Source organism: Taibaiella soli (genome assembly GCF_003236175.1).
GTDB lineage: Bacteria > Bacteroidota > Bacteroidia > Chitinophagales > Chitinophagaceae > QKTW01.
Genome location: NZ_QKTW01000003.1, coordinates 314,078 through 339,560, shown reverse-complemented (window position 1 = coordinate 339,560; position 25,483 = coordinate 314,078). Strand labels below are relative to the sequence as shown.

Here is a 25,483-nt window from a genome sequence, read left to right as displayed (position 1 = left end):
TGTTCAATCCGATTTTTACTTTTCCTCGATGCCGTTTTTTTCTTTCAGCATATCAGTAAGTATCTGTACCGTTTCTTCCAGTTTAAGAAGGCGTTGTTGTAATTCCGGCAAATTTCTAAAAATTGCCTGACTTTTTAATGAACTTTTATAATCGAAGGCTGGTGAGCCGTTCAATGCCGTATTGGGAGCGGTTGTCGATTTTGACAGTCCGCTTTGCGCATTCACTTTGGTACCATCAGCCAGTTGAATATGACCTACGATGCCAACTTGTCCGCCTACAACGCAGTTTTTACCGAGTTTCGTACTGCCTGAAACACCGGTTTGTGCTGCAATGACTGTGTTTTCACCGATTTCCACGTTATGCGCAATCTGAATCAGATTATCCAGCTTCACACCTTTGCGGATCGTCGTTGCCCCCATTGTTGCGCGGTCGATCGTTGTATTCGCACCAATTTCCACATCATCTTCAATGATCACATTACCGATTTGGGGCACTTTTTTATAAGAACCATCTTTTTGCGGCGCAAAACCAAAACCGTCGGCACCGATGATACTGCCTGCGTGAATGATCACACGACTGCCCAGCGAACAACCATTGTAGATTTTAGCTCCCGGAAATACTTTGGAATCTTCGTTTATTACAACATTGTCGCCGATGTAGCAACCCGGATAAATTTGCACACGATCTCCAATCATCACATTTTCACCGATATAGGCAAATGCTCCTACATATACATCTTTACCGATTGATGCTGTTTTGGAAACAAATGACGGCTGTTCAATACCGTTCTTTCCACTACGTGAAATGATCTCATTGTATTTTTCCAGCAAAAAAGCAAAGCTGCTGTATGCGTCTTTAACTTTAATAAGCGTAGGATTAACCGGCCCCGTCAGTTCCAGTGAGTCATTGATGATAATAACAGACGCTTTGGAAGTGTAAAGGAACTCTTCATACTTAGGATTTGCCACGAAACTCAGCGATCCATCTCCCGCTTCTTCGATTTTTGCAACATGACTTACTTTAGCCTCAGGATCTCCCTGAATCTGCCCTTTTAGAAGTGTTGCTATTTGTAACGCTGTAAATTGCATGAACCAACGAAGTTATAACTTATTGCTGATATTAATATATTATGAAAACCTTATAAGGCTTAGCCTTGCAAATAGCAAATGTAGTTTTTATGTACGGGCCTTGCAAGCGTTTGGTTCACAAGTGCATTTTCCACTTCTGAAATGTCGCGGACGGAGCCGTCTTTCATCGCTATCTGGATATTCTCGTCGTTGATATCATAGGTGTTATTAGAGGTGGTGCCGGTGAAGACGAAATAATAGAGGTCTTCCGGTAGAATTCCATATTTCTTCATGGCAATCTCCTGTTTTTCAGCCAGCATATGATCTAACGGCGCTGAACTGAGCATTACTTTGTAAAGTTTCCGCTCAATCATCATTTTACACAAAAGCGATAATGTAAAATCATGATGCGTCTGCCAGACTTTGATCGCACTGACGATATCGGCATCATCCAGCTGGCAAAACAACTCGAGATGCGCCGGATCTGATTTGAAGTTCTCGCCATCTACTTTATTGTAAAGGAAGTAATGCAACGCTGGGGTACAAAACAGATTTTCCCCATTCTGCGCCAGATATTTTGCCCTGCGGAGAATGTTATTAATAAGATTCTCAGCGCCCAGAACGGTTTTATGCAGATAAACCTGCCAATACATTAATCTACGGGCGATGATAAACTTCTCTACCGAATGTACCGCTTTCTCCTCCACCATCAATTCGTCCTCACGAACGGTCAACATCTGCAAAATGCGGTCGTAACCAATTACTCCTTCCGAAACGCCGGTATAAAAGCTGTCCCGGTTGAGATAATCCATACGGTCTACGTCCAGCTGACTGGAAACCAACTGATGTAAATATTTGCGCGGATAAGTATGCTGAAATATCTGAACCGTCTTGGAAAGTAAACCACCGGTAAGCTCATTGATACGCACCATAATCAGGCGGGAAATCGTTTCATGGGTTACGCCGGCTACCAGGCTGTATTCCAATGCATGCGAAAAAGGTCCGTGACCAATATCATGCATCAGGATTGCCAATCGCGCTGCCACACATTCTTCTTTGCTGAACTCGACACCTTTTGCCCTTAATTCATCCAGCGCTTTTCCCATCAGATGGCAGGCGCCCAGCGAATGATGAAAACGGGTGTGTACCGCTCCCGGGTAAACCAGACTCGCCATACCCATTTGTTTCACATGCCGTAAACGCTGAAACCACGGGTGCTCTATCACCTGCATCAGTTCCGGCTCCGGGAATTTCAAAAACCCATACACCGGATCATTTATAATTTTTCCTTTCAAAAGTCGTCAGTTGTAAGTTGTCAATTGTGAGTTACACACATTTTGCGAACTGTCAATTGTCAACTGTCCATTGTCAATTGAATTTATTGCCCGTAATCATCCACACCAGGCACAACTGGCGCCTGCTCATTTACGGAGCTATCATTAGAGCCACCAGTATCATTTAAACCAGAACGTTCCAGACTTGTAGGATCAGTGACATTACAATCATCGAAACCTTCTGGCTCTTTAAAACGAATGTCTTGTTTAATATCGAGCGATTTGTCGTTGTAAACGCGGTTCATGAAGAACGCCCAGATTGGCAATGCAGCAGCAGACCCCTGCCCTAATGCCTCACTACGGAAGCTCAAAAAACGGTCATCACAACCTACCCATGCACCAGCGAGAATCTGCGGTGTGTATCCGATAAACCAGGCATCTGCCTGACTGTTGGTTGTACCTGTTTTACCCGCAATATCTCCACGCAATCCGTACATCGAGCGCATACGGCGGCCAGTACCGAAATCAACCACGCCACGCATCATCTTCACCATTTTGAAAGCGGTGTTCGGATTGATGATTTCTTTCTGAACCGGCACAAAGCTTTTCAGCAGGTTTCCATTTTTATCTTCAATCTTGGTGATGTACAATGGCTGTGTATTCATACCGCCCGAAGGGAACATGGTGTAAGCACCGAGCATTTCATACAGTGAAATATCAGAAACACCCAAAGCAGACGCCGGTACCTTATCAATATTAGCCTGAATACCACATTTATGTACAAAATCAACGAACGCGTTGATGCCAACTTGCTTCAGCAAATACAGCGCCGCGTTATTGATGGAGAATGCAAGCGCACGACTCATGGTTGTCTGTGTAGAACTACCACCACCTGCGTTATACGGAGTTTTATAACCGTCAAACAACTGAGGTAACGTCGAAACCGTTCCGCAAGGAGAAAATCCATTATCAACTGCGAGACAATACAACAAAGGTTTGATCGTAGAACCAACCTGACGTTTGGTATTAATATTTACGTGATCATACTGATAGTAATCATGATTGATACCACCTACCCATGCTTTTACCTCACCAGTATAAGGGTCCATGGCCATAAAGCCAGCCTGCAGGAACATCCGCATGTACTTGATCGAATCGATCGGGCTCATGACCGTGTCTTTCAAATGCGTTTTATTCCAGGCAAAAACTTTCATTTTGATAGGCTTCGCCAGTTCCTTCAGGATCTGATCATCAGCCATCCCCTGCTCTTTCAGGTCGTCATAGCGATCACATGATTTGATCTGTTGCCCAAGTGTTTTTGAAGCAGTCGCATTTTTTGCCCAGATACTGCCATCTTTATAACCAGATTGTGCAATGAACAATTTCTGCAACTGTGTCATATGCTGTTCTACTGCCTGTTCGGCGTAGCGTTGCATGCGCATATCAAGCGTGGTGTAGATTTTCAGACCATCTTTATAGAGATCATAGCTTTCATCACTACCAGGTTTCTTAATATCCTTGAGCATTTTCTTTACATCCTGTTCCACGACCTGACGGAAGTAAGGCGCGATACCTTCATGGTAATCGATCTTGTGATAATCCAGCTCAATCGGCTTTTTCTGCAATTCACTGGCCTCGGCACTGCCGATCTTACCATTTTTTGCCATCAGCGCCAGCACCGTATTACGACGGTCCAAAGCACGCTCAGGGTGTGTACGCGGATTGTACAGCGTGTTTCCTTTCAATGTTCCCACCAAAACAGCAGCTTCATCGGCCGTCAGCTTATCCGGTGTTTTATTATAAAAGGTAAGCGCGGCATTTTTGATACCATATACGTTATCCGGAAAAGGAACAGTATTCAGATATAAAGTAATGATCTCGTTTTTAGTCAGATTACGTTCCAGACGCACCGCCATTACCCATTCTTTCAGCTTAATGAAAGGCATGGTAAAAATATTGGCATGCTGGCGGCCAAACAGGTTTTTAGCCAACTGCTGGGTAATCGTAGACGAACCACGTTTGCCCCCTTTCAGCATATACAAAGGAATGGCAACCGTCGCAATCGGATCAATACCCGAGTGATCGTAAAAACGTTCATCTTCTGTTGCCACCAATGCATTGATGACGTTAGGAGAAATCTCGCTGTAGTTACTATTAGACCGGTCTTGTACAAAATAACGACCCAGGAGAGTGCCATCCGCCGCATAGATTTCAGAAGAAAGTGCACTGCTCGGATTTTCATACGCCTCTTTCGGCGGCATATAGCCCAGCAAGCCGAAATTGATCAGCAGGATAAAAACGTTAAAGCAAACAACACCTATAATAAATGTCCGCCACAATATGCGCACCGAACGCTTCATTCGTATATATTTTTGAGATTCAATGATCGGGCCAAAAAGCCATTGCAAAACTACTTTTTTTAATTGATGGTTGATAGCAACCCTTTCGCAGCGTTTAAAAACTCAGAAAGCTGCGTTTTCCACACAAAAACACAATCATTTACTGGTTATTATCTTCCGGTTGCACAAAAAAGCTCACGCTCCTCAGCGGGTTCAGGAACGCCCTCATGCGGACGCCGGCTTTCATTTTAGATTTCACGGTTTTTATAAAGCCATTCATAAACCCGTCGAGGAATTGTTTTTCCTGAGTTGTCAATTCCTGTTTGGCATATTTCTGTTTCAGATAAATGATCATAAAACCTGTAAAATTCGTACCAAACTGCGGATCAATCATAGTGCGGGCATACTGCATCGGCGTCTGATCTCCACGTAAAAATCCAAGTTGATGCATGTAGAAACTCATTCCCCGATAACCCCAATATGCTTTACCGCCATCAGTCTTCGCACCGCGGTAGCGCGACACATAATATTTATAGATCAACGTTGGTGCCAGCAGGCAGAGCAGCAGCAGCGCTGCCAATATGATACCGATGACCGCCAATACATGTTTTACAGAGACAGGCTTGGCCGGCGGCGGCGTTTCTGGTTTTGGTTCTGGCGTAGCTGTATCCTTCCGTTTCAGATACACTTCATCAATCGGCGCCGGGTCCGGGAAACGTTTTTTAAGTGCCAGTGCAGTCTCGCCATTTTTCGCTTCCATATTCTTGAAAGCTTCCGCATATGAAACAGCCGTTCCTTCATCACCTTTCTGCACCGAAGCCAGAGGCACGTCCACACTATCCCGGCGAATGGCCGCAATGTGCACATCCATCGTTACCGTCAGCGCGGTATCCGGTTTATATTCTTTGTCGTGAAACACAATTTGCTTCACTTTCATCACCATTATTTTCTTTGCCGTGTCAATATCCTGCACAATACCATCGGCAGCAAAATATGCTTTCGGCGGCTGTGTTGGCGGTGTCTGATCGGGCTGCGGACTTTCCTGCGCATCGCTGTTGCCCACGGTCGTATCAAAATCAAGCCAGCCATAACCCGGAAAATAAACCTGCACCCAGGCGTGCGCCTGATCGGCATAATACCAGTACCAGCCTTTGTTTTTATCACTGCGGTCTACCGTCAGGAATCCTACTGCAATACGCGAAGGGATTCCCAGTGAACGCAACATAAACAATGTTGCACCGGCATAATAAGCACAATATCCTTTATGCCCTTCAAACAGGAAGTTCATCAGTTTGGATGCATTCGGAATGTCCGGCACACCCGGATTATCCGTGTATTTAAACAGCGGTTCGCCATTCTCATCTTTTGAAAGGAAATAATCCCGGATTGCGATGACTTTATCAACCGGAGTTTTCGCATTTGCGGTTACCTTTTGTGCCAGCGCACCAATGCTTTGAAATTTGGCATCACCCGGCATATGGGTATAATATTTCATGAAGTGACCATCCGTCCCTTCATAAGTCAGCACTTTGCGCAACACCTCAAAACGTTTTTCCTGAAACTGGCGAATCTGCGGATCAGGTGCATTGTAGACAAAATAGGCGCTGTTGAGCTCACTCACGTAGCTTTTTGCCCGGAAAGCCGATTTGAACTCCTCTCTGAAATCCTTATCAATAGTGATCGGCTGTACGAAAAATCCGGTGCTTGGCGCGAGGTATGTATTTGGCGAAAGCTTTTTGCTATACACTTCCATTTCTACCGTCCGGCGCAGTTTTTCGCCCAGGCTGTTACCAATTACAGTAGAATCTGTTTTGGTTGCAAACAATGGCAACGCCGATGGATTCGGTTCGAACAGATCGTTTTTCGGAATGGTAGAATCGCGCTCGAATGTTTCGGTGAGCGTATCAAATTTGGTATAGTAAAATGCGGTCAGGTAAAGCGGATTCGGAATATCGGTACCCGGAAAGAAGTTATCGATATGCGCACAAAACAAAAGATCATTGCTGCGACCAAGACTACTGCTCAAACGGGAATAATCTTTCAGATCAAACGTTCCGTCTTTGTTTTGCTTCAGCATGCTGTTCTTCCCTTCTTTACCGCCGCCACCGTAATTATCGATGGTTTCTTTGATCGTGCCGCGCATCAGGTAAAACACACCAGCCAGTAATGCTACTGCCAGCACACTAAAAAAGAATAAGCGTCGCGTAAGAAACCACCAGAATTTTTGCGACTTGTCTTTATAGTTATAGATCTGCTCAGCGGTAAATACAATATAAACAGCATACAGTACCACCGGCGCAAACAAGCGTAGCAAGCCGTCTACGCTGTCTATGTTGGTTTTTGCAATCAGGAAAATACAACAAATCAAAACCGTAGCCGCAATTCCCACAGACCAGTAACGCAACCTGATAAAGCCCCAGCCGATCAGCCAGCCAGCGGTAAATAATATGGAGAAAACAAGAAATTGTACAGAGATAAAAAACGCATCAAACTCACCAACTGCCATACGATCCAAACCTTCATACACCGCGAAAAGCCCCAGCATCAGCACAATAAACGTGGGCAGAAAACGAAAGCGGAATGCATATAAAATAGCGCCGCCAGCCATACCAGCTACCAGATAAAGCGTCTGGTTGATTTCCTGATTGTTGAGAATGGTATAATAATGATTGGCCCCCATCAACAGGAAATAGCCCACCACCGCGGTCGGTAAGATCAGAAACAGGAGCTTGGCTAAAAATTCGTTGAATGGTGTCGCGCGCTGGATGTTCATAGTTCAGTCTCAGTGGATACCGCAGTTCTCTTGCTTTTAAAACGGTAGTATTCAAATGTAAAGAATAAATGTTGTAGGAATTCTTAAAAATCGCTGATTTCCCGATCGCTGATCGCTGATTTTGTGAGTGGTCAATTATGGTCGATTGAGTGGTGACGACAATGTTACATATCACATTTTACATTTCTCACATTCGTCCTATTAAAACCATCCTAGTATTTTTGCCACCCTCAATCTAAAACAATGAAGAAGCTACTTCTCTGCCCTGTCTGCGCTATCAGCCTTTTATCATGTAAAAAGGATGACGGTCCCTCTACCGATAAAAATAAACTCTTAGGGAAATGGTCCCAGACATTTGATGTATCAACCATCCCGGGACAAGTGCCTGACACCTTTTACTACGACCCCAACAAGCCATTCATCTGGGACTACGAACCAGAATATGTTATTTCAATCGTTCCCAACTCTCCACCCGACACCAGCAAATACTCCCTTAGCGGAACAACTTTGAATTGGCTGGATTCTAATGGAAACGCCTTTCTTAAACAAGATATAGATGTACTCAACGATACAATGCTTGTATTAAGCCAACATAGCACACAAGGGGACGTCCTTTCTGTGCTTAAAAAAATGTAATCGGCGACTCCACAACCAACCATTTTAAAAAACACAAATGAAGAAATTAATCCTTTCCGCTATTGGCCTGATGACTTTGCTATCTGCTTGTAAAAAGAACGACAACAATAATCCTACAATCGATAAAACCCTGTTATACGGCAAATGGGTCGAAACTTTTGAAGTATTAAAAGAGCAAGGGTCAGCTCCGGATACGCAATGGCAGCCATCCAATCCATTCCTCTATAACTACACAACCGATTACCTGGTATTTATGGTAGCTCCCCCTTACGATTCTATCCGATACACAGTGAACGGAACAACTTTGAACTGGCTGGATTCTAATGGCAATATCTCCTTCAAACAAAATATCAATGTTCTGAATGACAGTATGCTTGTACTTAGTCAGCATTATACAACTACGGACATCATCGCAGTTGCAAAACGACTTTAGCATCGCTGATTTCCCGCTGGATGATTTTTGTGAGTGGAGCGTTGCCAATAGTCAGTGTTTGCGTCTTTGCTCCGCAGCATCTTTGCGGGAAACACTCCGGGCATTATCGATTTGCCGGATTGCCCTACTTTTGCCCACCCAATCTAAACTTTTGTGAAAAAACTAATCTTGCCCGTTATCGGTGTTGTCATTTTATTAGCAGCATGTAAAAAGAACGGTTCTGACGATATAACAATCAACAAAAATAAACTATATGGCAGATGGTCTGAAGTACTCGACATAACCCACCATAAAGGCTCTAATGTACCTGACAGCACATTCTTTGACCCCAACCAACCGTTTATCTGGGTCTACGATTCAACCCATTTTGTGCGGATCGGTTACAGTCAGATTCCGGACACGGGACTATACACAATTACCGGAACAACGCTCAACTGGTTCAGCGGTCCCGGAACGAATCCTTTCTATAAGCAAAACATTGATGTGCTCAATGATACCATGCTTGTGCTGCATTATAGCGATACCAGCAGTTTACAAGTTATTTCGTTTTTTAAGCGGCTGTAGCCGCTTCATCCGGAGCCGAACTACGGAATTGTCAAATTAACCTGTTATTTTGTCCCCTTAACCTTAATAAATAATGAAGAAATTAATCCTTCTCTCTATCGGTATTATCAGCCTGTTGCCCGCATGTAAGAAAAATGACAGCGATGATAATTCCTCAAAAATTATGGGCAAATGGACAATGGTGCAAGACCGGAGTGTCACTACCGTAAATGGCGTTGACACCCGTGATACCCTCAACTTTGCATCCGTTTGTTATGCAGATTTTCATTCAGATGGCACAGTGTATAGTTATATGAAAGATACCACGGCACCATTTCCAGTAGAAATAAGCGACACCTTGCAATACCGTGTTCAGGGAAATACACTCTATACCGCAACGGCCGGAGATTGGCATGCGAGCGATATCATTACACTGACAGGCCAGCATCTCAGTATACGTTCACGTGACACATCTGTTACCAGCGCGGGAACTGAAATAACAGTAACGGAATCTGATTTGATTAAGTAATCGGATAACCAACTTATATGAAACGGCCGCTTGTTCAGCGGCCGTTTTGCATTTTATTCCCGTTTCAGGTCAAAGTGAAACCTGAAGTTTAACAAAGTCCCGCCGGAAGTACTCCTCCCTAAAAGGAATCAGAGGCGGCCGAAAACCAGCCATCAGCGATAAATAACCAACTTTCGCCGATTAGACGTATTTTGCCGCGTTTTTTAAACATCAGCAAATGTTAGATCAAGTCAAAATAGTTACCGTTATTGGTTCCGGACAAATGGGCAATGGTATTTGCCACGTTTTTGCACAGAAAGGTTTTAAAGTGCATATGATGGATATCAACCAGACTGCACTCGACAAAGCACTGGCTACTATCGGTAAAAACATGGATCGCCAGGTTGCGAAAGGCGGACTTACAGAAGCGGACAAAGCAGCTGCACTCGGCAACATCGTTACCTATACAGATATGGCAACAGCAATCGCCGATGCCGACCTCGTCATTGAAGCAGCTACTGAAAATGTAGATCTGAAACTGAAAATCTTCAAACAACTCGACGAACTGGCTCCGGAAAAAACTATTCTGGCTTCCAATACATCTTCTATCTCCATCACTAAAATCGCAGCGGCTACCAAACGCCCGGCAAAAGTGATCGGTATGCACTTCATGAATCCGGTGCCGGTAATGAAGCTGGTAGAAATCATCAACGGTTATGCAACAGACGCAGCGGTATCTACGCTGATCCACGATCTGTCTGTATTTATCGGTAAAGTGCCATCTGTAGTAAATGACTACCCTGGCTTCATCGCCAACCGTATCCTGATGCCAATGATCAACGAAGCGATCATCAGTCTGCACGAAGGTGTAGGTGGTGTCAACGAAATCGACACAATCATGAAACTTGGCATGGCGCACCCGATGGGCCCGCTGCAACTGGCTGACTTCATCGGTCTGGATACTTGTATGAACATCCTGAATGTTATGTATACAGGCTTCGGTAATCCGAAATATGCACCATGTCCGCTTCTGGTAAATATGGTACAGGCTGGTTACCTCGGCGTAAAATCCGGCGAAGGTTTCTACAAATACACTGCAGGCAGCAAAGACCTGGTAGTGAGCGACCGTTTTACGAAATAAGAACACTCTGTTCAGCAGAATAACTAAATAACAGAAATCCCTCCCGGTATCGCGGAGGGATTTTTTCTTTCTTTTTGTTACCGGCATCGTAGCTCCGGTCAAACTCCCTTGCGTCGCACACTGCATCGTCCGGTTTACTATTCGGCAGTTCCCAATCGGCGTTCTTTACACTTATCCAGCTCAGAGCTACGAATTCCTGGCTCAGAGGTTAAACGTTCTACCTTAAAGGTTCAAATTCCTACCTCAGAGGTAGCAATTCCTGGCTCAGAGGTACAACGTTCTACCTTTAAGGTTCAACATTCTACCTCAGAGGTAGAAAATCCTAGCTTAGAGGTAGAAATTCCTACCTCAGAGGTTCAACATTCTACCTCAGAGGTAGCAATTCCTACCTTAAAGTTTCAATATCCTACCTCCGAGGTAGCAATTCCTAGCTTCGAGGTGGGAATTCCTACCTTAAAGGTTCAACATCCTACCCCAGAGGTACGACTTTCTACCTTGAAAGTTCAACATCCTGGTCCAGAGGTCGGAATTCCTGGCTCAGAGAATTGATAAAACATAAAATTGAACAGTGATTCAAGCGTTGAAGGGTGCGACGCAACTCAGCTTAATAGCGTATTAGAGCTGGCTCCAAAAGATATAATAATACCCTATTCGTCAAAACCACTGCGCCCTGCGGCTTTTGGCAACGATGATTTTAAAATTATTTTCATGCGATTTTTTCTGTTTATTTGCGCCCGAATTAGTCAGCTCTCATGAAAAAAATCTTGATCCTATTAGCATTTAAATAGTTGCCAAAATATAAAAACAATAAAACACACAAACCGAAAAATGAAACACACATTTTTGTTATTCCTTATCGTGCTCCTTCCTATTTACTCCTTTTGCTAAAATCAATACGATTATCCAGTTGATAAAGAAACTGGCAAAATTACTTATCAAAACACGGTTAAAGTAAATGTTCCAAAAGAAAAGCTTTTCAAAAGAGTAGCACAATTCCTACTCACACAAAATTTTGATAGGGCGGAAAACATCCGGTGCAAGGACAAATCTCACATTGATGTTCAGATAATAAACAAACCAGTTCTTTATTCAGATGCAGATGAGGGAATTTATATTGGAAACGGATTTATAAATTTCGAGTATAGAGACAAAGAGCGTTTCGTAGTTACATTTAAATATAAGATAGGAGTAGAAAATAACCAGTACAGTTACCGATTTACCGACTTTAAAGTACTTGAATTCGTGAGACCTCCAAGAAATAAAAGTAAAGGCAGAACAAGTAGTTATATGGGTGCATCGGGAAACAATGCTTTCGGGTTAAGTTCCTCTTCCGGATTCGTGGAGTTCAGCGCAAGTGATGTAAGAAATTTCCCACTTGAAGAGTTTGTAAATAGAAGTAAGTATGACAACAGCGACCCAATATTCATAAAGGCAATCGACAATCTAAAACATCAACTAAAAACTACTTTGGTGGGTGAATTTTAAAACATTTCTATCTAAATATTTGCAAGAAGCAGATGCCTTTAACGCATCTGCTTCTTGCATTTACCCAATTACCGCTTCATCGCGAATACACCACCCTCCCATTCACTGCCTGCACATGCCGCGCGTTGTTGCCTTCCATTTTTTCTACGGTCATAATCTGATCTTCGGAAGCTTCTACAATATGTTTCATGATCACCCATTGCACCGCTTCGGTAAATGGTGGTGTAGTCAGTGAACCATTGTACGTGTAGTAAGATTTTTCGCCATTGCTGGTAAATTGTTTGACCAGATCGTCCAGATTTACCTGACCACTTTTCAATTCCGTCTTTCCACCTTCTTGTGCCGGAATCTTATCCAGAAATTCTTTGAGGAATTTGTTCTCCGCTCCCATCCTGAACAGCACAGCAACCACAACGTATGCATCCTTGCCGCTTGTTGAATCACGCGACACATTGACGATATGCATTTCCATCGGATAAGTCACGCCATCCATCAAATGCTCGGAGGGCGTATGAAAATGGAATTGTTTGCTTGCATAATCTTTGCCATTGAAGGTGCACCGGCTGCCCGCTTTAAATTCCAGTTCAATCGTATGACCGAGATTTTCTGCGGCTTCCACTTCGGAATGAAACGTAAAAGAGATTTTTTCTTTGCCCACTTTATCCGTCTTGTCAGAAATGATATCAATCGGCGATTGTGCGCGACTACTGGTGTTTCGCGGAAAGGCATACCCTTGTTCTGTTTTGATCTCGGCATCAGGCGCCACAGATTTCACTTCATTATTACCGGCGACGGTGTCTATTGCATGATGGCCGCGAGTAGCAACTACAGACGTTTCCTTATGTTCCTGACCGGAGCTATTACAGCCTGAAATAAGAATCAAGGCAACACCAATTGCAGCGGCCGACATTTTGCAATGTTGTATAGGTATCATAAGAAAACCGTTGAAGAATTAAGTTCAAGCCATCACCATACAAGTTAAATATTTATAATATAAAAATAAAAAGCATTTTGTCGTCAGCGGTGATCACTCCGATCCGGCGAAGTTGCGACGCTCCGTTCATCGGCGGTGCAGTTATTAAGCATGGTCGGTGTTACTTAAATACTGTGAAATCAAAATCTCCCAGAAACTGATACTCCTCCATAATATCTTTCCGATACGCTTTATACAAAAATGTCTGGAACGTTTTTTCTATTGAGTCTCCAACAGCTAATTGATTTCTGGCTGAGGAGTAAAATTTAATCCAAAGACCGTTTCTCATTTTATAAGCGGTAAACCTTCCATCGTCAGAGGAAGAAACAACGACCGAATTGCACTTTTGGGCGTAAAAGTCCTCTTGATTGCGGCTTTCTTTTATTGGCATTATTACGGCGGTCCAGATCACGGGGATTACCATGCTCGCTATTATAAGAATTTTCAGCGGCAACGGCAATCGACCAAAGGAAACGCCGCCGTCATTCATTTTTGGTATCAATTGGGGTATCTCTCCCATAAGCAGGAATAAGCTTGAAACTATTCAGTAAAATTAATTACTTCCTCCGCGAAATCAGATCCCCACTTCCTCCTTCGTCGTCATCAGGATGACCCGTAGGATGTGGGTTAATGCAGGCAATCAATAGTAGTACTGTCGATGAACGGAGCGTCGCAACGAATTTTAATCACAGACCGGAAGCTGGCAACATAAAGATTGACCATTTGCGAGGAAAATATTCGAAGCCGCATTATGGCGCTTTTAACCGCTGGAGATGATTTTGACGATCCATTAAAAACAGCATGATCAGCCAAAACAGAACTGAACCGATGATGTATAGTTTTACTGACAGATCCCATTTTTTATATTGTTCAAAGGTCTTGTCAAATTGATCAAAGACTTCTTTATATTTCCCTCTGCGATATAACAGAAGATAATTTACCAACCCAATTATTGCCATGAATATCAGAACTGTTCCCTTAGCAACATTCCGTTTCAGAATTTCGTCCTGCATCGCAAACATTACCCACACCGAAAAAATGTTGATATAGATGAGCATCACTGTAACCATAAATGCGTAGAACGCCGGAATACCGTTTCGCTCTTTTCTTCTGTAAAAAGAATAGATTTTATAATTAAGGTAGTAGTACCACATTATCATTTATTTCAAAACCATAAAATCAAAATCGGCAAAAAACTGATACTCTCCGGCAATATCCTTTCTGTATACTTTGTACAAAAAAGTCTGAGGTTCCTTCACAATGGAGTCGCCGAGCGTCAATTGATTTTTTGCAGCGCAGAAAAAGTCTACGTACAAGCCATTTTTAAGCTTCCACGATGTAAACCTCCCATCATCTGAAAACGACACCACAAGAGAAGTGATTTTTTGGTCGTAGAAGTTTTTTATATTCCGATGTTCCTTGAATGGTTGTATAACAGCTGCCCAGATGACGCAGCCTACGATGGCCCCTGTCACAAGAATTTTCAGAGGCAACGGCAACCGGCGAAAATGAGCGCCATCATCATTCATTTTGGGAATCAACTCGGGTATCTCCGTCAAGGGTTAAAGATTATGTGGTAAAATTAATTATTTCCGCCGCGAAATCAGATCCCACATTGTTAGGAGTGTTTCCAACATTACGCGGGATCCCTCTTGCATCGGGATGATAAACGCGAGTAAAACATGTTATAACGAGAAAGACACTCTTGCGAGTGATTGTCCTACGCGCGCAACTGACGTTTCACGTTTGACGTTTCACCCTATTCACCATTGACCATTCACCATTCACGCTTTTCAAGGATTTGCAGTACTTTGCAGCCGTTAATCTGAAAATATGCAACGCGACACCGCTTTATTTGATCTCATCCACGAAGAACTGGAACGCCAGCGTCGTGGTCTGGAACTGATCGCTTCTGAAAACTTTACCAGCCAACAGGTAATGGACGCGATGGGCAATGTAATGACTAATAAATATGCTGAAGGTTATCCTGGCCGTCGCTACTATGGCGGTTGTGAAGTGGTAGATAAAAGTGAACAACTGGCGATTGACCGTGCAAAAGAAATATTTAATGTCGCTTATGCCAACGTGCAGCCGCACAGCGGTGCTCAGGCAAATGCTGCCGTGATGCTGGCTTGTCTGCAACCGGGAGATACTATTCTCGGTCTGGATCTGAGCATGGGCGGTCACCTGACACATGGTTCTCCGGTAAACTTCTCTGGTAAATTATATAAGGCGGTTCACTACGGTGTAAAGAAAGAAAACGGCCATGTGGACTATGATATGATGGAAGCGCAGGCGCTGGAGCACAAACCAAAGATGATCATCTGTGGTGCTTCTGCTTATAGCCGCGACTGGGATTATACCCGCATCCGCCAGATCGCCGATAAAGTAGGCGCGCTGGTACTGGCTGATATCTCCCACCCTGCCGGTCTGATTGCAAAAGGTTTGCTGAGCAGTCCGTTTGAGCATTGTCATATCGTTACTACTACTACGCACAAAACACTCCGTGGTCCTCGCGGCGGTCTCATCCTGATGAAAAAAGATTTCGAAAACCCTTGGGGACTTACTGGTCCAAAAGGCGAAATCCGTATGATGAGCGCATTGATTGATCTGGCTGTATTCCCTGGTACACAGGGCGGTCCGCTGGAACATGTAATTGCTGCTAAAGCAGTTGCGTTCTTCGAAATCCTGTCGGACGAATACACCGTTTACGCAAAACAGATCATCAAAAACGCACAGGCACTGGCGAAAGCATTTATCGATAAAGGCTACGATATCGTTTCCGGCGGTACTGATAACCACCTGCTGCTTATTGACCTGAGAAATAAAGGTATTAGCGGTAAAAAGGCAGAAAACACGCTGGTAAAAGCAGATATCACCTTGAATAAGAATATGGTTCCGTTTGATGATAAATCTCCGTTTATCACTTCAGGTATCCGTGTTGGCGTTCCCGCTGTTACTACCCGCGGCCTGAAAGAAGAGCATATGTCTCAGATCGTTGAGTGGATTGACAAAGTGCTGATGAACGCTGACGACGAAGTGCTGATTGACGCAGTAAAAACTGAAGTAAACACATTTATGCTGCAATTCCCATTGTACTAGTTTGATGGTCAAGAGAGTACCCCTCATTGACCAAATAAAATAAAGAAATCCCTGATCGCAATGTCGATCAGGGATTTTTTTGTGCACTGAAGACGAATTATTACCAAAAAGCCATAAAAACAGGCTCCCGGACCAGAATTAACTGTTATTCCGTCGTTAAACGGAGCTGTCGTCAGGCAAAATTCATTTTGTTAAATGTTAACAAACCTTATTAACAAAACTTATAAAACCCGCCACAGTCAATAGTTTTCATCGATAAAAGCAACCATAGAACTTTTTCGGTTTACAATTCATTTGCGAGCTATTAACCAAGTTTTTATATTAAAAAATACCATTATTTCTAGGTCCGTTTTGGGGTTGTTATTTCGCACTGTCAATCAACGAAAGCTTGACAAAACATTAGAAACAAAGCAACCAACCAACAAAATGCAACCAAAATTTTTTACCCACGTTTTTGCCACTCTGGCGTTAGCAACTGCAACATTCGCAGCATCTGCTCAAACTTGTCCTACTGTAACGATCGCACCAGCTAATCAGATTTCAGCATCTACTACCAGCGGTTATTCTTTCTCTGGCAGCGGCAAAAAAATCGGCATCGTAAATACGGGCACCGGCACCCTGACATTCAGCGGTAACATCAGCTTCCAATCAAAAGATACATTGTACATCGGTGCTAACGTAGTGCTGAACAGCTACATCAGCGGTTTTACCAACGGATGTGCGATCATCAACTGCGGTAATGCAAACATTCAGAGCTTCAGCAGCCAGGGCGGCCAGATCGACAACTACAACTCGATGACTGCAGCCTATATGGGTCTGACTAATATTACGGTAAACAACTACGCTAACCTGACTACCAACGGTATGAATGTGAGCAACAACAGTATCGTAACGAATACAGGTACGCTCTTGATGCCAGCTTACGCTTCAGTAGCAGGTAGCTTTGTAAACAACGGTACTGCAAGAGTTGACCAGATGGATATCACCGGTACTTTTACTAATAAAGGTCTGCTGATTTCTACAGGCAGTCAGTTTTCTGTAGGCAACAATGCTACTTTTTCTAACAGCTGCCGCATGGTGGTTACCAAATTTGTAAACAGCTCAAACAACGCTGGTAACTACGGTTTCCTTTGGGTAACTGGTTCTGGCTGGGGTACCTACCAAAACAGCGGCAATATGATCAATGCCGGTTATCTCCGCACTGCCACTTTTGTAAATAACGGTACTATCGTTAACAACGCAACGAACAGCAACACAAACAATATCAACCGCAAAGGTTATATCCGTATCGAAGGTGGCTCTGGCAGTGATGAATCTCAAAATAACGGTACCATCACCAACGGTTACATCAGTGATGCATACAATCACTACAATATGGATATCCCTGGTACAAACAACACCGCTACCGTTTATCCGATCAACGCTTATGATACAACCAACTATCAGACAGCTTCTTTCCTCGTACTGAATTGCTACAGCAGCTCCAACAACAGCGGCAGCGGTGCTACACCACTCCCGATCCGTCTGGTAAGCTTTACAGGTAAAGCAAACAATAATTACAACGAACTGAACTGGACTGTTGCCGATGTAAAAGACATGCAGAGCATGGAACTGGAATATTCTGCTGACGGTCAAAATTTCGAAACACTGCAGCTGATCAGCCTCGAAAACGCCGGCGTGAGCAACGAATCATACAACTATCAGGATTCAAAAGCTACAAATGTTGCACTGTACCGTATCAAATTCACAGACAACAGAGGGCTGGTAACTTATAGCAGCGTGGTTCGTCTGCAATCTGAAAACAACGGCAACAACACCGCTGCTACTGTTTCATATGCACCAAATCCATTTAGCAGCAACCTGTCCGTAAACGTAACACTGGGTAAAGCACAAAGCGTTCGCCTTGAAGTAATTGACCTGTCTGGCAAAACAATTTCAGCAACTGTTGAAAACAGAGAAGCTGGTACCAATGCATTCAGCATCAGCGGTCTCGAAAATCTGACGCCAGGTATTTACCTCCTGCAGGTAACAACCGGCTCCGAAGCTTTCAAATACAAAATCGTAAAACAATAAGTCGTTAAATAAGCAGCCCCTCTTGAAGCATGGAGCCGTCTTCCCCGAGACGGCTCCTTTTTATTTACCGTATATTGCAGCTTAGATTTTTATAACAAAACGCACACAATAGGAAACACTATTTTTGTGTTCTAATTATTTGTAAAAGACGGGTTTTGGCTAATGGCATGAGATTTGTACTAATAAGTTCCGGTACTTCAAAATGCTCATTTCCGCCTAAAAGATTAATTTTTTGATGAAACGACTCCTGCTCTCTTGTTTTTGCATGTGTACAGCTGTTTTGCTATTTGCCGACAAGCCGGTACATGCCCAGAAGAAGAAAAAGAACAAAGAAGAAAAAAAAGAGATCAGTATCTACGATATTGACACATTATCGCATCCGATTCCGAACAACAGGGCCAGTTTCCATATCAACATTGATAAAGAGCAGAAACATGCCGATGCAATGGATGGCAAAGTAGACGGCGTGATCGTTTATGCTGCTGACACTACGCTGACGGCCATGCTTTCCCGCACCATGCTGCGCGATATTGACCAGATTCAGGTAATGATCGAAAACATGCCGGTGAATAATACCGACAAGATGATGGAAAACCAGACGCGTATCCGTTATCTGCGTGCAGTACTTTCGCTTGTCCGTTCTTTCAACAACGATGCCAGAGTAGATGCCGTTTATTACAAACGTACAGTTGCCAATCTCAAACAACTGATCATTGCCCGTAACGAAGACCGTTTAATGGCCTTCGTAAAAGACAATACCAACGAATACACACTGGCGAATGCCGAACTACTGGACGGATATCCGGATGCCCGCAACTACCTGTTTACAGAAATGGGTAAGCAAAATCCGAAAATGATGATAAAAAGGCTGAGCCAGTTTGCCAACGAACCGTTTGCCGATGATATCATTGCATCTGCTGCCCGGGTGGTACCAAATGAAGTGTACAACTACGCGGCTTCTACCAATTATACTTTGAGCAGTGCGGTGAAACGCTGTAAAGACCCGCTGGTGCAAACAATTGTACGCATCAATGCTGAATCAAAAGCGCCGCTGAAAGCAATGCCTTTCCTGAGTGATATCTACAACAAACGCAAAACGATTGCGGAAATTGACAAAATCACTTCAGATCCTGATCTGTTTTACAAAAACCTAGTTCGTCTGAAACTGCAGAATGACAGCCTGGGCGGCGATACCTATACTGACGAATTACAATATCGCGGTCTGAAGTATGTGCGCGACATGAACGATCTGCATGAATCTCCGGATGCTGTCCGTTTTAAATGTATTGACGGTTTTACACCAGAAGAATTATACTTCCTGATGGTTTATGGTCAGGATGAAATTTATACCAGCTCTTTCCTCGGTACGTACAAACGTATGATGGAACGCATGAAGCCTGCAAAAGGTGATGAATTGCTGGCGAAAGTGCACTATGACCACTTCCGTACGTTTATCCGGATGTGCGCAGGTTACAACACACTAAGCACTTTCCTGCAGACAATGGATGAAAGCCAGAAAAGCGCATTGATGAAAGACTTCGTTGCTGATCTGGAAAAGGGCAAGGAAAACGAACTGGAAGACGCCGTAGATGTGGCCGACGCTTTCGGCAGTATCGCAGACTCTACGCTTTCTGATTTCCTTTTGAATCAGGTTCGTGCCAACTATGAACGTTGTGCGCAGATCAAAAGTAAAAAGGGTGTGATTGTTTATGGACTCCTGGCAACACTTTTTAAAGGCTCTCAGGGCGGCGACAACAATGTAGGTAATGTATCTGCGGAACTGAATCTTCCGCCAATCAGCCTGGTGCCTTATAAAAGCCTGATCAATGATTCGGGAATTGTGTACGAACAGATATTCTTCTTCGGAGATGATGATGGTAAAACTGCGTACACCGGCTTTATGAGCAATTTCAAAGATGGCAAATGGAAAGTAACCAATGATAAATATTGGACGACCATTACATCCACTCCGGCGGCCGGCAAACCTGTTGTGATCTATGCCAACCTTCCAATTCCGGAACCGGGTGATGAAGAAGCACAGGATAAACTGGCACAATACCTGAGTGCCCGTGATATTCACCCGACGGTTATTATTCACCGCGGTCACAGCTATCACCTGCCGCTGACAATTGATAAAATGGCACCGGAAAACAAAATAGTCATGCTGGGTTCTTGCGGTGGTTATCACAACCTTGCAACCGTACTGGATCATTCTCCTGAAGCACACATCATTTCGAGCAAACAAACCGGTTCTATGTCTGTAAATGAACCAATCATTAAAGCGATCAACACACAGTTGCTGGGTGGTAATGATATTGACTGGGTGGCCATGTGGACTAGCCTGAGATTGTATTTCGACACCAAACCTGCCGATAAAGACAAGTTCAGCGACTATGTACCGCCATACAAAAACCTCGGCGCGATCTTCATTAAAGCATATCGCAGAATATCAAACAGTACTGAACGATAATACTAATAAACGACCGTTAAAACAGGGCCAGTCTTCACAGATTGGCCCTGTTTTGCTTTGGGGCACAAAATGTGACAATTGGGTATGTCCAGTGTAAGAATATCTACAAAAATGATAACGGAAAATTTATCCTGAAATGCACCTGAATCCCTATCCTGTTCAGACTGTAGAGCTTACAGTCTTTTACAAATAACTTTAATTTAATTTCTTTCTATAAATCAACTCTGGCACAGGTTTTTTAACTAATAGCGTACAAACCTATGATGAATATGTGAAGACAATATTTACCTAACACTAAAATCTGAAAACTATGTCACAGAACAAGCAGAATCCGCAACAGAACCAAAATCAGAATCCTGAAGATCAAGAACAACAAAAAACGCCTCAGGATCTTGAACAACAACAACAGCGTTCTAACCGCGAAGAGGGAATGAAGACAGACAAACAACAGACTAACAAAGAAAACGATCAGAGAAAAACCGACGATAAGTCACAGAGTGAAAGAGCAAACAGGCCAATGCCTAACAATCCCAATCAGGGACAACAGCATGGCAACAGACCTGCTTCACGATAAAGAAATTTTTTAAAATGTTTTGATGTGTGTGGTTATGAAAAAAGTGCGCTATTCCTAGCGCACTTAACCTTTTATACCATAGTGATGAATGAGCGAAAATGTGGTGAATGTAACTGTACTCCAAGCTCACCTATCGCGAGAAAGTTTCCCGCAAAGACGCTAGGTAGCAAAGAAGCAAAGCACTCATAGATCATCACTCAGAAAAAGGTATAGAACTCCATTTCAGTGTACGCTTCGTTCCGCAGCGTGACAAACACGAGTCACAAACACGTTACGCGAGCTGTGAATCACCCAGAGACGCCCCTTCAGGGGATGGGGTGTTTATAATGTATTCGCTACTTTCCGTTGCATATACTCCATGTACGGTATCCCGATGACTTTACTTTCCAGCCAGCCGTAATAATTGAAGTAGAGAAAATACAAATTTTTTACCGGATCATTTTTGTAGGATTCCAGTTTTGTCAGGAAGCCTTGAATCAATTCCACAGCACTGTTTTTAGAACGTGCAGTCGGCAGTCTTTTCAGAAATAACATTAACTCCTTTTCGAACGGATGCAGTTTTTTGCGTGAATACAGCAAGTGATAAGCGGCCTCTACAGCATTATCCAGCCGGTACCATTCCTTTTTTTCATAAAGCACCAGTAAGTGAAAAACCAATGTAAACAACATAATATCTTCCCTGTTCACTTCCCTGCTCAGCGTTTTACATTCCAAGAGAATTTCGTCAGCGTCCTGCCATTTATTGAGCACAAAATAAGAGATAGCTACAGAGGTCATAATCGGCAAGGTTTCCGATGGCGAGGTAACCTGCTGCGCGTGTTGTAATATTTTCTTCGCAGCATCATCAATCAGCATTCCGACTTTATCGTAGCGAGCAGTTTTATGATGAATTTTCAGCGTGGTATTAAAAGAAATAATTTGCCATTGCTTCTGGTAAAATTCATTTTTAATGTGCAGATCGGCCAGACGCTGATAGGTGTTAAGATCATGTGCGACCTCTTCCACTTCCTGCATCGCGAAGCTGTTGTAAAAAGTGGTATTGGCTGCACTCAGAAAATAGATAGGATATGCATTGATGAATGTTGGATTATTTTTCCAGAATTCAAGCAAGCGCGCACTATACTGACGACATTCAGCAAACCGGAACAACATATACTCACCTAAGGCAAGCGCATTGTGATAAAGCGCCATTGTCCAGCTATTTGGCCGACGGCTATCCATATTTAGCGAAAGCAGGGAATTGTGGATTGCTTTCACCTCCTCCACCTGCTCGTCAGTAAAACGCAGCAATGATATTTTCTTTAAAACCTGCAGCTGTTCGAAATGAAAATATACCTGTTGCTGTAAATGTTGTTGCTGCAGTGTTTCCCGCATTTGAGCGGTGATATCGATTGCTTCCGTTTTATATTCTTTATACGACTTATAGTCCAGCATACGGTTTTGCATTTGCAGTAACTGTAGCTGTACGTCGAAATGTTCAAAATATTCGGCCAGCTCCCAGGCTTTTTTGAGCAGTCGGCGGGCAAAATGCAACAGTTTTTTTTCCAATAACTGGTCCAGCTGAATAATGATAAAACTGAGCTGGACGTTGATATCTTCGTTGCGCTTCATAAACACAATAGAATCAAGCACATCCTTCGTCAGATAATTTTTGAGACTGGAAAATTGTGCCGGATTACTGATACCGAGCTGTTGCAACGCCTTCTTCTCATCCTTGAGTTGTTCGCGATCAATCAGATCAAAAAGCCGGAGGTGCAATGAGTTGTTGTTAGCTGCATGACGTTTAGCCAGTTTCTTGTAATAAGACTTCTCGTTGCCGCTCAATCCCTTAATTAAGAAGAAAAGGTCATTATTTGGTATAGATGATGCCATGCGCGAATGAATTAGTGCCAACGTTTCCCTCTGAGATATAAATTTAGCAAAAAAACATATAAATATTATCCTTGTGTGTCAATATTCTATTATTATTTCAGGGAGTGTATTGCGGGAACTGAGTTCTAAAAAGAATATCTGAAAATAATTTTTATTCGTAGAAACTGATCCTATTTTTACAGTCCTGTCGGCAAAATTTTAAGACAGATCTAAAAAACGCAAAGCCAGTCCCTGTAGTACGCACTACCACCATGTTTACCATCAAGCTGCTTTGCCGGTGCTTATGCTCCCAGTACCGGCATTATCTGGCGATAAAGATTGGAATAGGCAAAATATGACGTACCGAATCGATGGTTTCTCCCAGCAGCCAATCCTTAATGCCTTTGTGTCCGTGACTACCCATGATGAGCAGATCTGCATTTACATCTTTACTGATGCGGGCAATTTCTTTAGCACGGTCATAAAAGCCCAGCATACCATTAACGAGGTAACCTTTGTCTGCAAATAGTTGCACATATTGATCCATGCGCTTCTGATCCTCGACAGTTTCAAAATCCTTTACTTCGGCCCCAATCATCTTTGCAGAGGCGCTTTCCACGATATGCATCAGTACAAAACGTGTGTCATCATGTGCCAGTTGCCAGGCGTACTGAATGACCTGTTCGTCTTTCTCTGAATAATCGAGCGCGAGTGCAATAACCTTAAAAGGCTGCGGAGACGCATGTTGCAGCTTGTCCATGATAATCTCTCCGTGGATATTGATGGAATGCTCTTTCCGGCGTAACACCAGCGGATATATAAAGGTAACCAACAATAAGACACAGAGCGCCGCAAAACCAGCCCAGATCAGCATTTTCAATGCCAGATGCGAGGTCAGTATTTCCCATTTTGCAATGGCATCATATACCAATTGCAGATTCAGATAAACGATCACACAAGCGACCAGCCAGGCAACAGTTTTCGTTACAGGACCAATGGCAAACTGTCCCATGCGCTTTTGATCGCTGACGAAATGGATCAGCGGAATCACCGCAAATGCCAGCTGCATACTCAATAAAACCTGGCTGAACACAAGCATGCTATCCACCTCTTTGTCGCCCATCCAGAGAATGACGATGACTGCCGGAATAATGGCCAGCAAACGCGTAATCAGGCGTCTTACCCAGGGATTGAGACGTAAACGCAAATAACCTTCCATCACGATTTGTCCGGCAAGCGTGCCCGTCACTGTAGAACTTTGTCCCGCAGCAATCAATGCAATGGCGAATAAATGAGACGCCCATTTGCTACCTAACAAAGGCGCCAGCAACTGATGCGCATCCTGCAAAGAAGCAACGCCAAAATGTTCTGTTTTAAAAAATACCGACGCGGCCAAAATGAGTATCGCAGCATTCACGAAGAAGGCCATATTCAGCGCAAGCACACTATCAATAATATTAAACTTGATGGCTTTTTTGAGCGAAGTCACATCACGTCCGATTTTGCGGGTTTGCACCAGCGCCGAATGCAGGTAGAGGTTATGCGGCATTACCGTAGCGCCGATAATACCGATAGCTATGTACAATGCTGCGGAATTGGGCAACGAGGGTACAAAACCTTTCGCTACATCACCAAAATCAGGCTTCGAATAAAACATCTCAATCAGGAAGCACAAGCCTATTATAGAAATAAGTGTAATGATAAATGCTTCCATTTTCCGCATGCCTAACCGCTGCAGATATAACAACAAAAATGTATCCAATAATGTCACTGAAACGCCCCAGATCAGCGGCAGACCTATCAGCAAATTGAGGCCTATGGCCATACCAAGCACCTCAGCAAGATCACAGGCAGCAATAGCAATTTCCGCCAGCACGTACAAAATGAAATTGATACCTTTAGGATAAATGGCTCTGTTGCACTGCGCCAGATCGCGGCCCTGCACAATACCGAGGCGCGCACTGAGTGATTGAAGCAATACAGCCATCAGGTTACTCATCAGCAATACCCAAATGAGCTTATAACCGAACTGACTGCCGCCCGCAAGGTCGGTGGCCCAGTTGCCGGGGTCCATATAACCAACGCTGACGAGGTAAGCCGGACCAAAAAAAGCAAAGATTTTACGCCATTTACTTTTGGCTTTGGAAGGGTCTATACTTTCATGTACGTCGCTGAGTGAGGTATGTGTAATTTTAGAGTTCATCAGCTCTGATAAAATATTTTAGACAAACCTAAATCTT

The 25,483-nt window shown here is 43.5% G+C and carries 20 protein-coding genes; 10 read left to right on the top strand and 10 right to left on the bottom strand.

Annotation, left to right across the window (positions count from 1 at the left end; genetic code table 11):
• Positions 1-15: 15 nt before the first annotated feature.
• The 4 genes from lpxD to DN068_RS03220 form a co-directional block, all read right to left on the bottom strand.
• Positions 16-1,089 carry a UDP-3-O-(3-hydroxymyristoyl)glucosamine N-acyltransferase gene (gene lpxD, locus DN068_RS03235; RefSeq protein ID WP_110997444.1) on the bottom strand — a complete coding sequence of 358 codons (1,074 nt, stop codon included), beginning with the start codon at positions 1,087-1,089 and terminating at the stop codon, positions 16-18.
• 59 nt (positions 1,090-1,148) lie between these two features.
• On the bottom strand, positions 1,149-2,363 hold the full coding sequence (locus DN068_RS03230) for an HD domain-containing protein (RefSeq protein WP_243630074.1): 1,215 nt from the start codon (positions 2,361-2,363) through the stop codon (positions 1,149-1,151).
• A gap of 83 nt (positions 2,364-2,446) precedes the next feature.
• Positions 2,447-4,702 carry a penicillin-binding protein 1A gene (locus DN068_RS03225; protein ID WP_110997443.1) on the bottom strand — a complete coding sequence of 752 codons (2,256 nt, stop codon included), beginning with the start codon at positions 4,700-4,702 and terminating at the stop codon, positions 2,447-2,449.
• 139 nt (positions 4,703-4,841) lie between these two features.
• Positions 4,842-7,454, bottom strand: coding sequence for a transglutaminase-like domain-containing protein (locus tag DN068_RS03220; protein ID WP_110997442.1), 2,613 nt, complete (start codon positions 7,452-7,454; stop codon positions 4,842-4,844).
• 243 nt (positions 7,455-7,697) lie between these two features.
• Between DN068_RS03220 and DN068_RS03215 the strand changes: the two genes are divergently transcribed.
• From DN068_RS03215 to DN068_RS22475, 6 genes are all read left to right on the top strand, one after another.
• Positions 7,698-8,090, top strand: a complete 393-nt coding sequence (locus DN068_RS03215) for a hypothetical protein (RefSeq protein ID WP_110997441.1) — start codon at positions 7,698-7,700, stop codon at positions 8,088-8,090.
• 37 nt (positions 8,091-8,127) lie between these two features.
• Entirely contained in the window at positions 8,128-8,523 is a 396-nt protein-coding gene (locus tag DN068_RS03210) for a hypothetical protein (protein WP_110997440.1), read from the top strand.
• 153 nt (positions 8,524-8,676) lie between these two features.
• The gene (locus DN068_RS03205) at positions 8,677-9,087 is read left to right on the top strand and encodes a hypothetical protein (RefSeq protein WP_110997439.1); all 411 of its coding nucleotides are present in this window, start codon (positions 8,677-8,679) and stop codon (positions 9,085-9,087) included.
• A gap of 73 nt (positions 9,088-9,160) precedes the next feature.
• Positions 9,161-9,595: a lipocalin family protein gene (locus tag DN068_RS03200; protein WP_110997438.1), complete on the top strand. Its 435-nt coding sequence runs from the start codon at positions 9,161-9,163 to the stop codon at positions 9,593-9,595.
• A 217-nt stretch (positions 9,596-9,812) separates the two neighbouring features.
• A complete protein-coding gene (locus tag DN068_RS03195; RefSeq protein ID WP_110997437.1) occupies positions 9,813-10,715 on the top strand; it encodes a 3-hydroxybutyryl-CoA dehydrogenase in 903 nt (300 codons plus the stop codon).
• A gap of 108 nt (positions 10,716-10,823) precedes the next feature.
• Positions 10,824-11,264: a hypothetical protein gene (locus tag DN068_RS22475; RefSeq protein WP_394342321.1), complete on the top strand. Its 441-nt coding sequence runs from the start codon at positions 10,824-10,826 to the stop codon at positions 11,262-11,264.
• A gap of 1,012 nt (positions 11,265-12,276) precedes the next feature.
• On the opposite strand, the gene DN068_RS03185 is transcribed toward DN068_RS22475, so the two are convergent.
• The 4 genes from DN068_RS03185 to DN068_RS03170 form a co-directional block, all read right to left on the bottom strand.
• Positions 12,277-13,110 carry a carbonic anhydrase family protein gene (locus DN068_RS03185; RefSeq protein WP_207798844.1) on the bottom strand — a complete coding sequence of 278 codons (834 nt, stop codon included), beginning with the start codon at positions 13,108-13,110 and terminating at the stop codon, positions 12,277-12,279.
• Positions 13,111-13,294: 184 nt separating this feature from the next.
• The gene (locus DN068_RS03180) at positions 13,295-13,693 is read right to left on the bottom strand and encodes a hypothetical protein (RefSeq protein WP_110997434.1); all 399 of its coding nucleotides are present in this window, start codon (positions 13,691-13,693) and stop codon (positions 13,295-13,297) included.
• A gap of 229 nt (positions 13,694-13,922) precedes the next feature.
• Complete coding sequence (locus DN068_RS03175; protein ID WP_123985218.1) at positions 13,923-14,327, bottom strand: hypothetical protein; 405 nt, start codon at positions 14,325-14,327, stop codon at positions 13,923-13,925.
• A 6-nt stretch (positions 14,328-14,333) separates the two neighbouring features.
• Complete coding sequence (locus DN068_RS03170) at positions 14,334-14,732, bottom strand: hypothetical protein (RefSeq protein ID WP_110997432.1); 399 nt, start codon at positions 14,730-14,732, stop codon at positions 14,334-14,336.
• A 274-nt stretch (positions 14,733-15,006) separates the two neighbouring features.
• On the opposite strand from DN068_RS03170, the gene glyA reads away from it, so the two are divergent.
• From glyA to DN068_RS03150, 4 genes are all read left to right on the top strand, one after another.
• Positions 15,007-16,275 (top strand): serine hydroxymethyltransferase, encoded by a 1,269-nt coding sequence (gene glyA / locus DN068_RS03165; protein ID WP_110997431.1) that lies wholly within the window; start codon positions 15,007-15,009, stop codon positions 16,273-16,275.
• 426 nt (positions 16,276-16,701) lie between these two features.
• On the top strand, positions 16,702-18,348 hold the full coding sequence (locus tag DN068_RS03160) for a T9SS type A sorting domain-containing protein (protein WP_123985217.1): 1,647 nt from the start codon (positions 16,702-16,704) through the stop codon (positions 18,346-18,348).
• A gap of 232 nt (positions 18,349-18,580) precedes the next feature.
• Complete coding sequence (locus DN068_RS03155) at positions 18,581-20,818, top strand: hypothetical protein (protein WP_207798843.1); 2,238 nt, start codon at positions 18,581-18,583, stop codon at positions 20,816-20,818.
• 310 nt (positions 20,819-21,128) lie between these two features.
• Positions 21,129-21,392 (top strand): hypothetical protein, encoded by a 264-nt coding sequence (locus tag DN068_RS03150; RefSeq protein ID WP_110997428.1) that lies wholly within the window; start codon positions 21,129-21,131, stop codon positions 21,390-21,392.
• A gap of 321 nt (positions 21,393-21,713) precedes the next feature.
• Here DN068_RS03150 and DN068_RS03145 read toward each other — a convergent pair whose 3' ends face one another.
• Positions 21,714-23,264: a hypothetical protein gene (locus DN068_RS03145; protein WP_123985215.1), complete on the bottom strand. Its 1,551-nt coding sequence runs from the start codon at positions 23,262-23,264 to the stop codon at positions 21,714-21,716.
• 301 nt (positions 23,265-23,565) lie between these two features.
• Positions 23,566-25,446, bottom strand: a complete 1,881-nt coding sequence (locus DN068_RS03140) for an Nramp family divalent metal transporter (protein ID WP_110997426.1) — start codon at positions 25,444-25,446, stop codon at positions 23,566-23,568.
• Positions 25,447-25,483 lie beyond the last annotated feature (37 nt).

Coding starts and splice junctions, on each gene's coding strand:
- lpxD (WP_110997444.1), bottom strand. CDS start 1,089: ATGCAATTTACAGCGTTACAAATAGCAACACTTCTAAAAGGGCAGATT.
- DN068_RS03225 (WP_110997443.1), bottom strand. CDS start 4,702: ATGAAGCGTTCGGTGCGCATATTGTGGCGGACATTTATTATAGGTGTT.
- DN068_RS03220 (WP_110997442.1), bottom strand. CDS start 7,454: ATGAACATCCAGCGCGCGACACCATTCAACGAATTTTTAGCCAAGCTC.
- DN068_RS03215 (WP_110997441.1), top strand. CDS start 7,698: ATGAAGAAGCTACTTCTCTGCCCTGTCTGCGCTATCAGCCTTTTATCA.
- DN068_RS03210 (WP_110997440.1), top strand. CDS start 8,128: ATGAAGAAATTAATCCTTTCCGCTATTGGCCTGATGACTTTGCTATCT.
- DN068_RS03200 (WP_110997438.1), top strand. CDS start 9,161: ATGAAGAAATTAATCCTTCTCTCTATCGGTATTATCAGCCTGTTGCCC.
- DN068_RS03195 (WP_110997437.1), top strand. CDS start 9,813: ATGTTAGATCAAGTCAAAATAGTTACCGTTATTGGTTCCGGACAAATG.
- DN068_RS03185 (WP_207798844.1), bottom strand. CDS start 13,110: ATGTCGGCCGCTGCAATTGGTGTTGCCTTGATTCTTATTTCAGGCTGT.
- DN068_RS03180 (WP_110997434.1), bottom strand. CDS start 13,693: ATGGGAGAGATACCCCAATTGATACCAAAAATGAATGACGGCGGCGTT.
- DN068_RS03175 (WP_123985218.1), bottom strand. CDS start 14,327: ATGTGGTACTACTACCTTAATTATAAAATCTATTCTTTTTACAGAAGA.
- glyA (WP_110997431.1), top strand. CDS start 15,007: ATGCAACGCGACACCGCTTTATTTGATCTCATCCACGAAGAACTGGAA.
- DN068_RS03160 (WP_123985217.1), top strand. CDS start 16,702: ATGCAACCAAAATTTTTTACCCACGTTTTTGCCACTCTGGCGTTAGCA.
- DN068_RS03150 (WP_110997428.1), top strand. CDS start 21,129: ATGTCACAGAACAAGCAGAATCCGCAACAGAACCAAAATCAGAATCCT.
- DN068_RS03145 (WP_123985215.1), bottom strand. CDS start 23,264: ATGGCATCATCTATACCAAATAATGACCTTTTCTTCTTAATTAAGGGA.
- DN068_RS03140 (WP_110997426.1), bottom strand. CDS start 25,446: ATGAACTCTAAAATTACACATACCTCACTCAGCGACGTACATGAAAGT.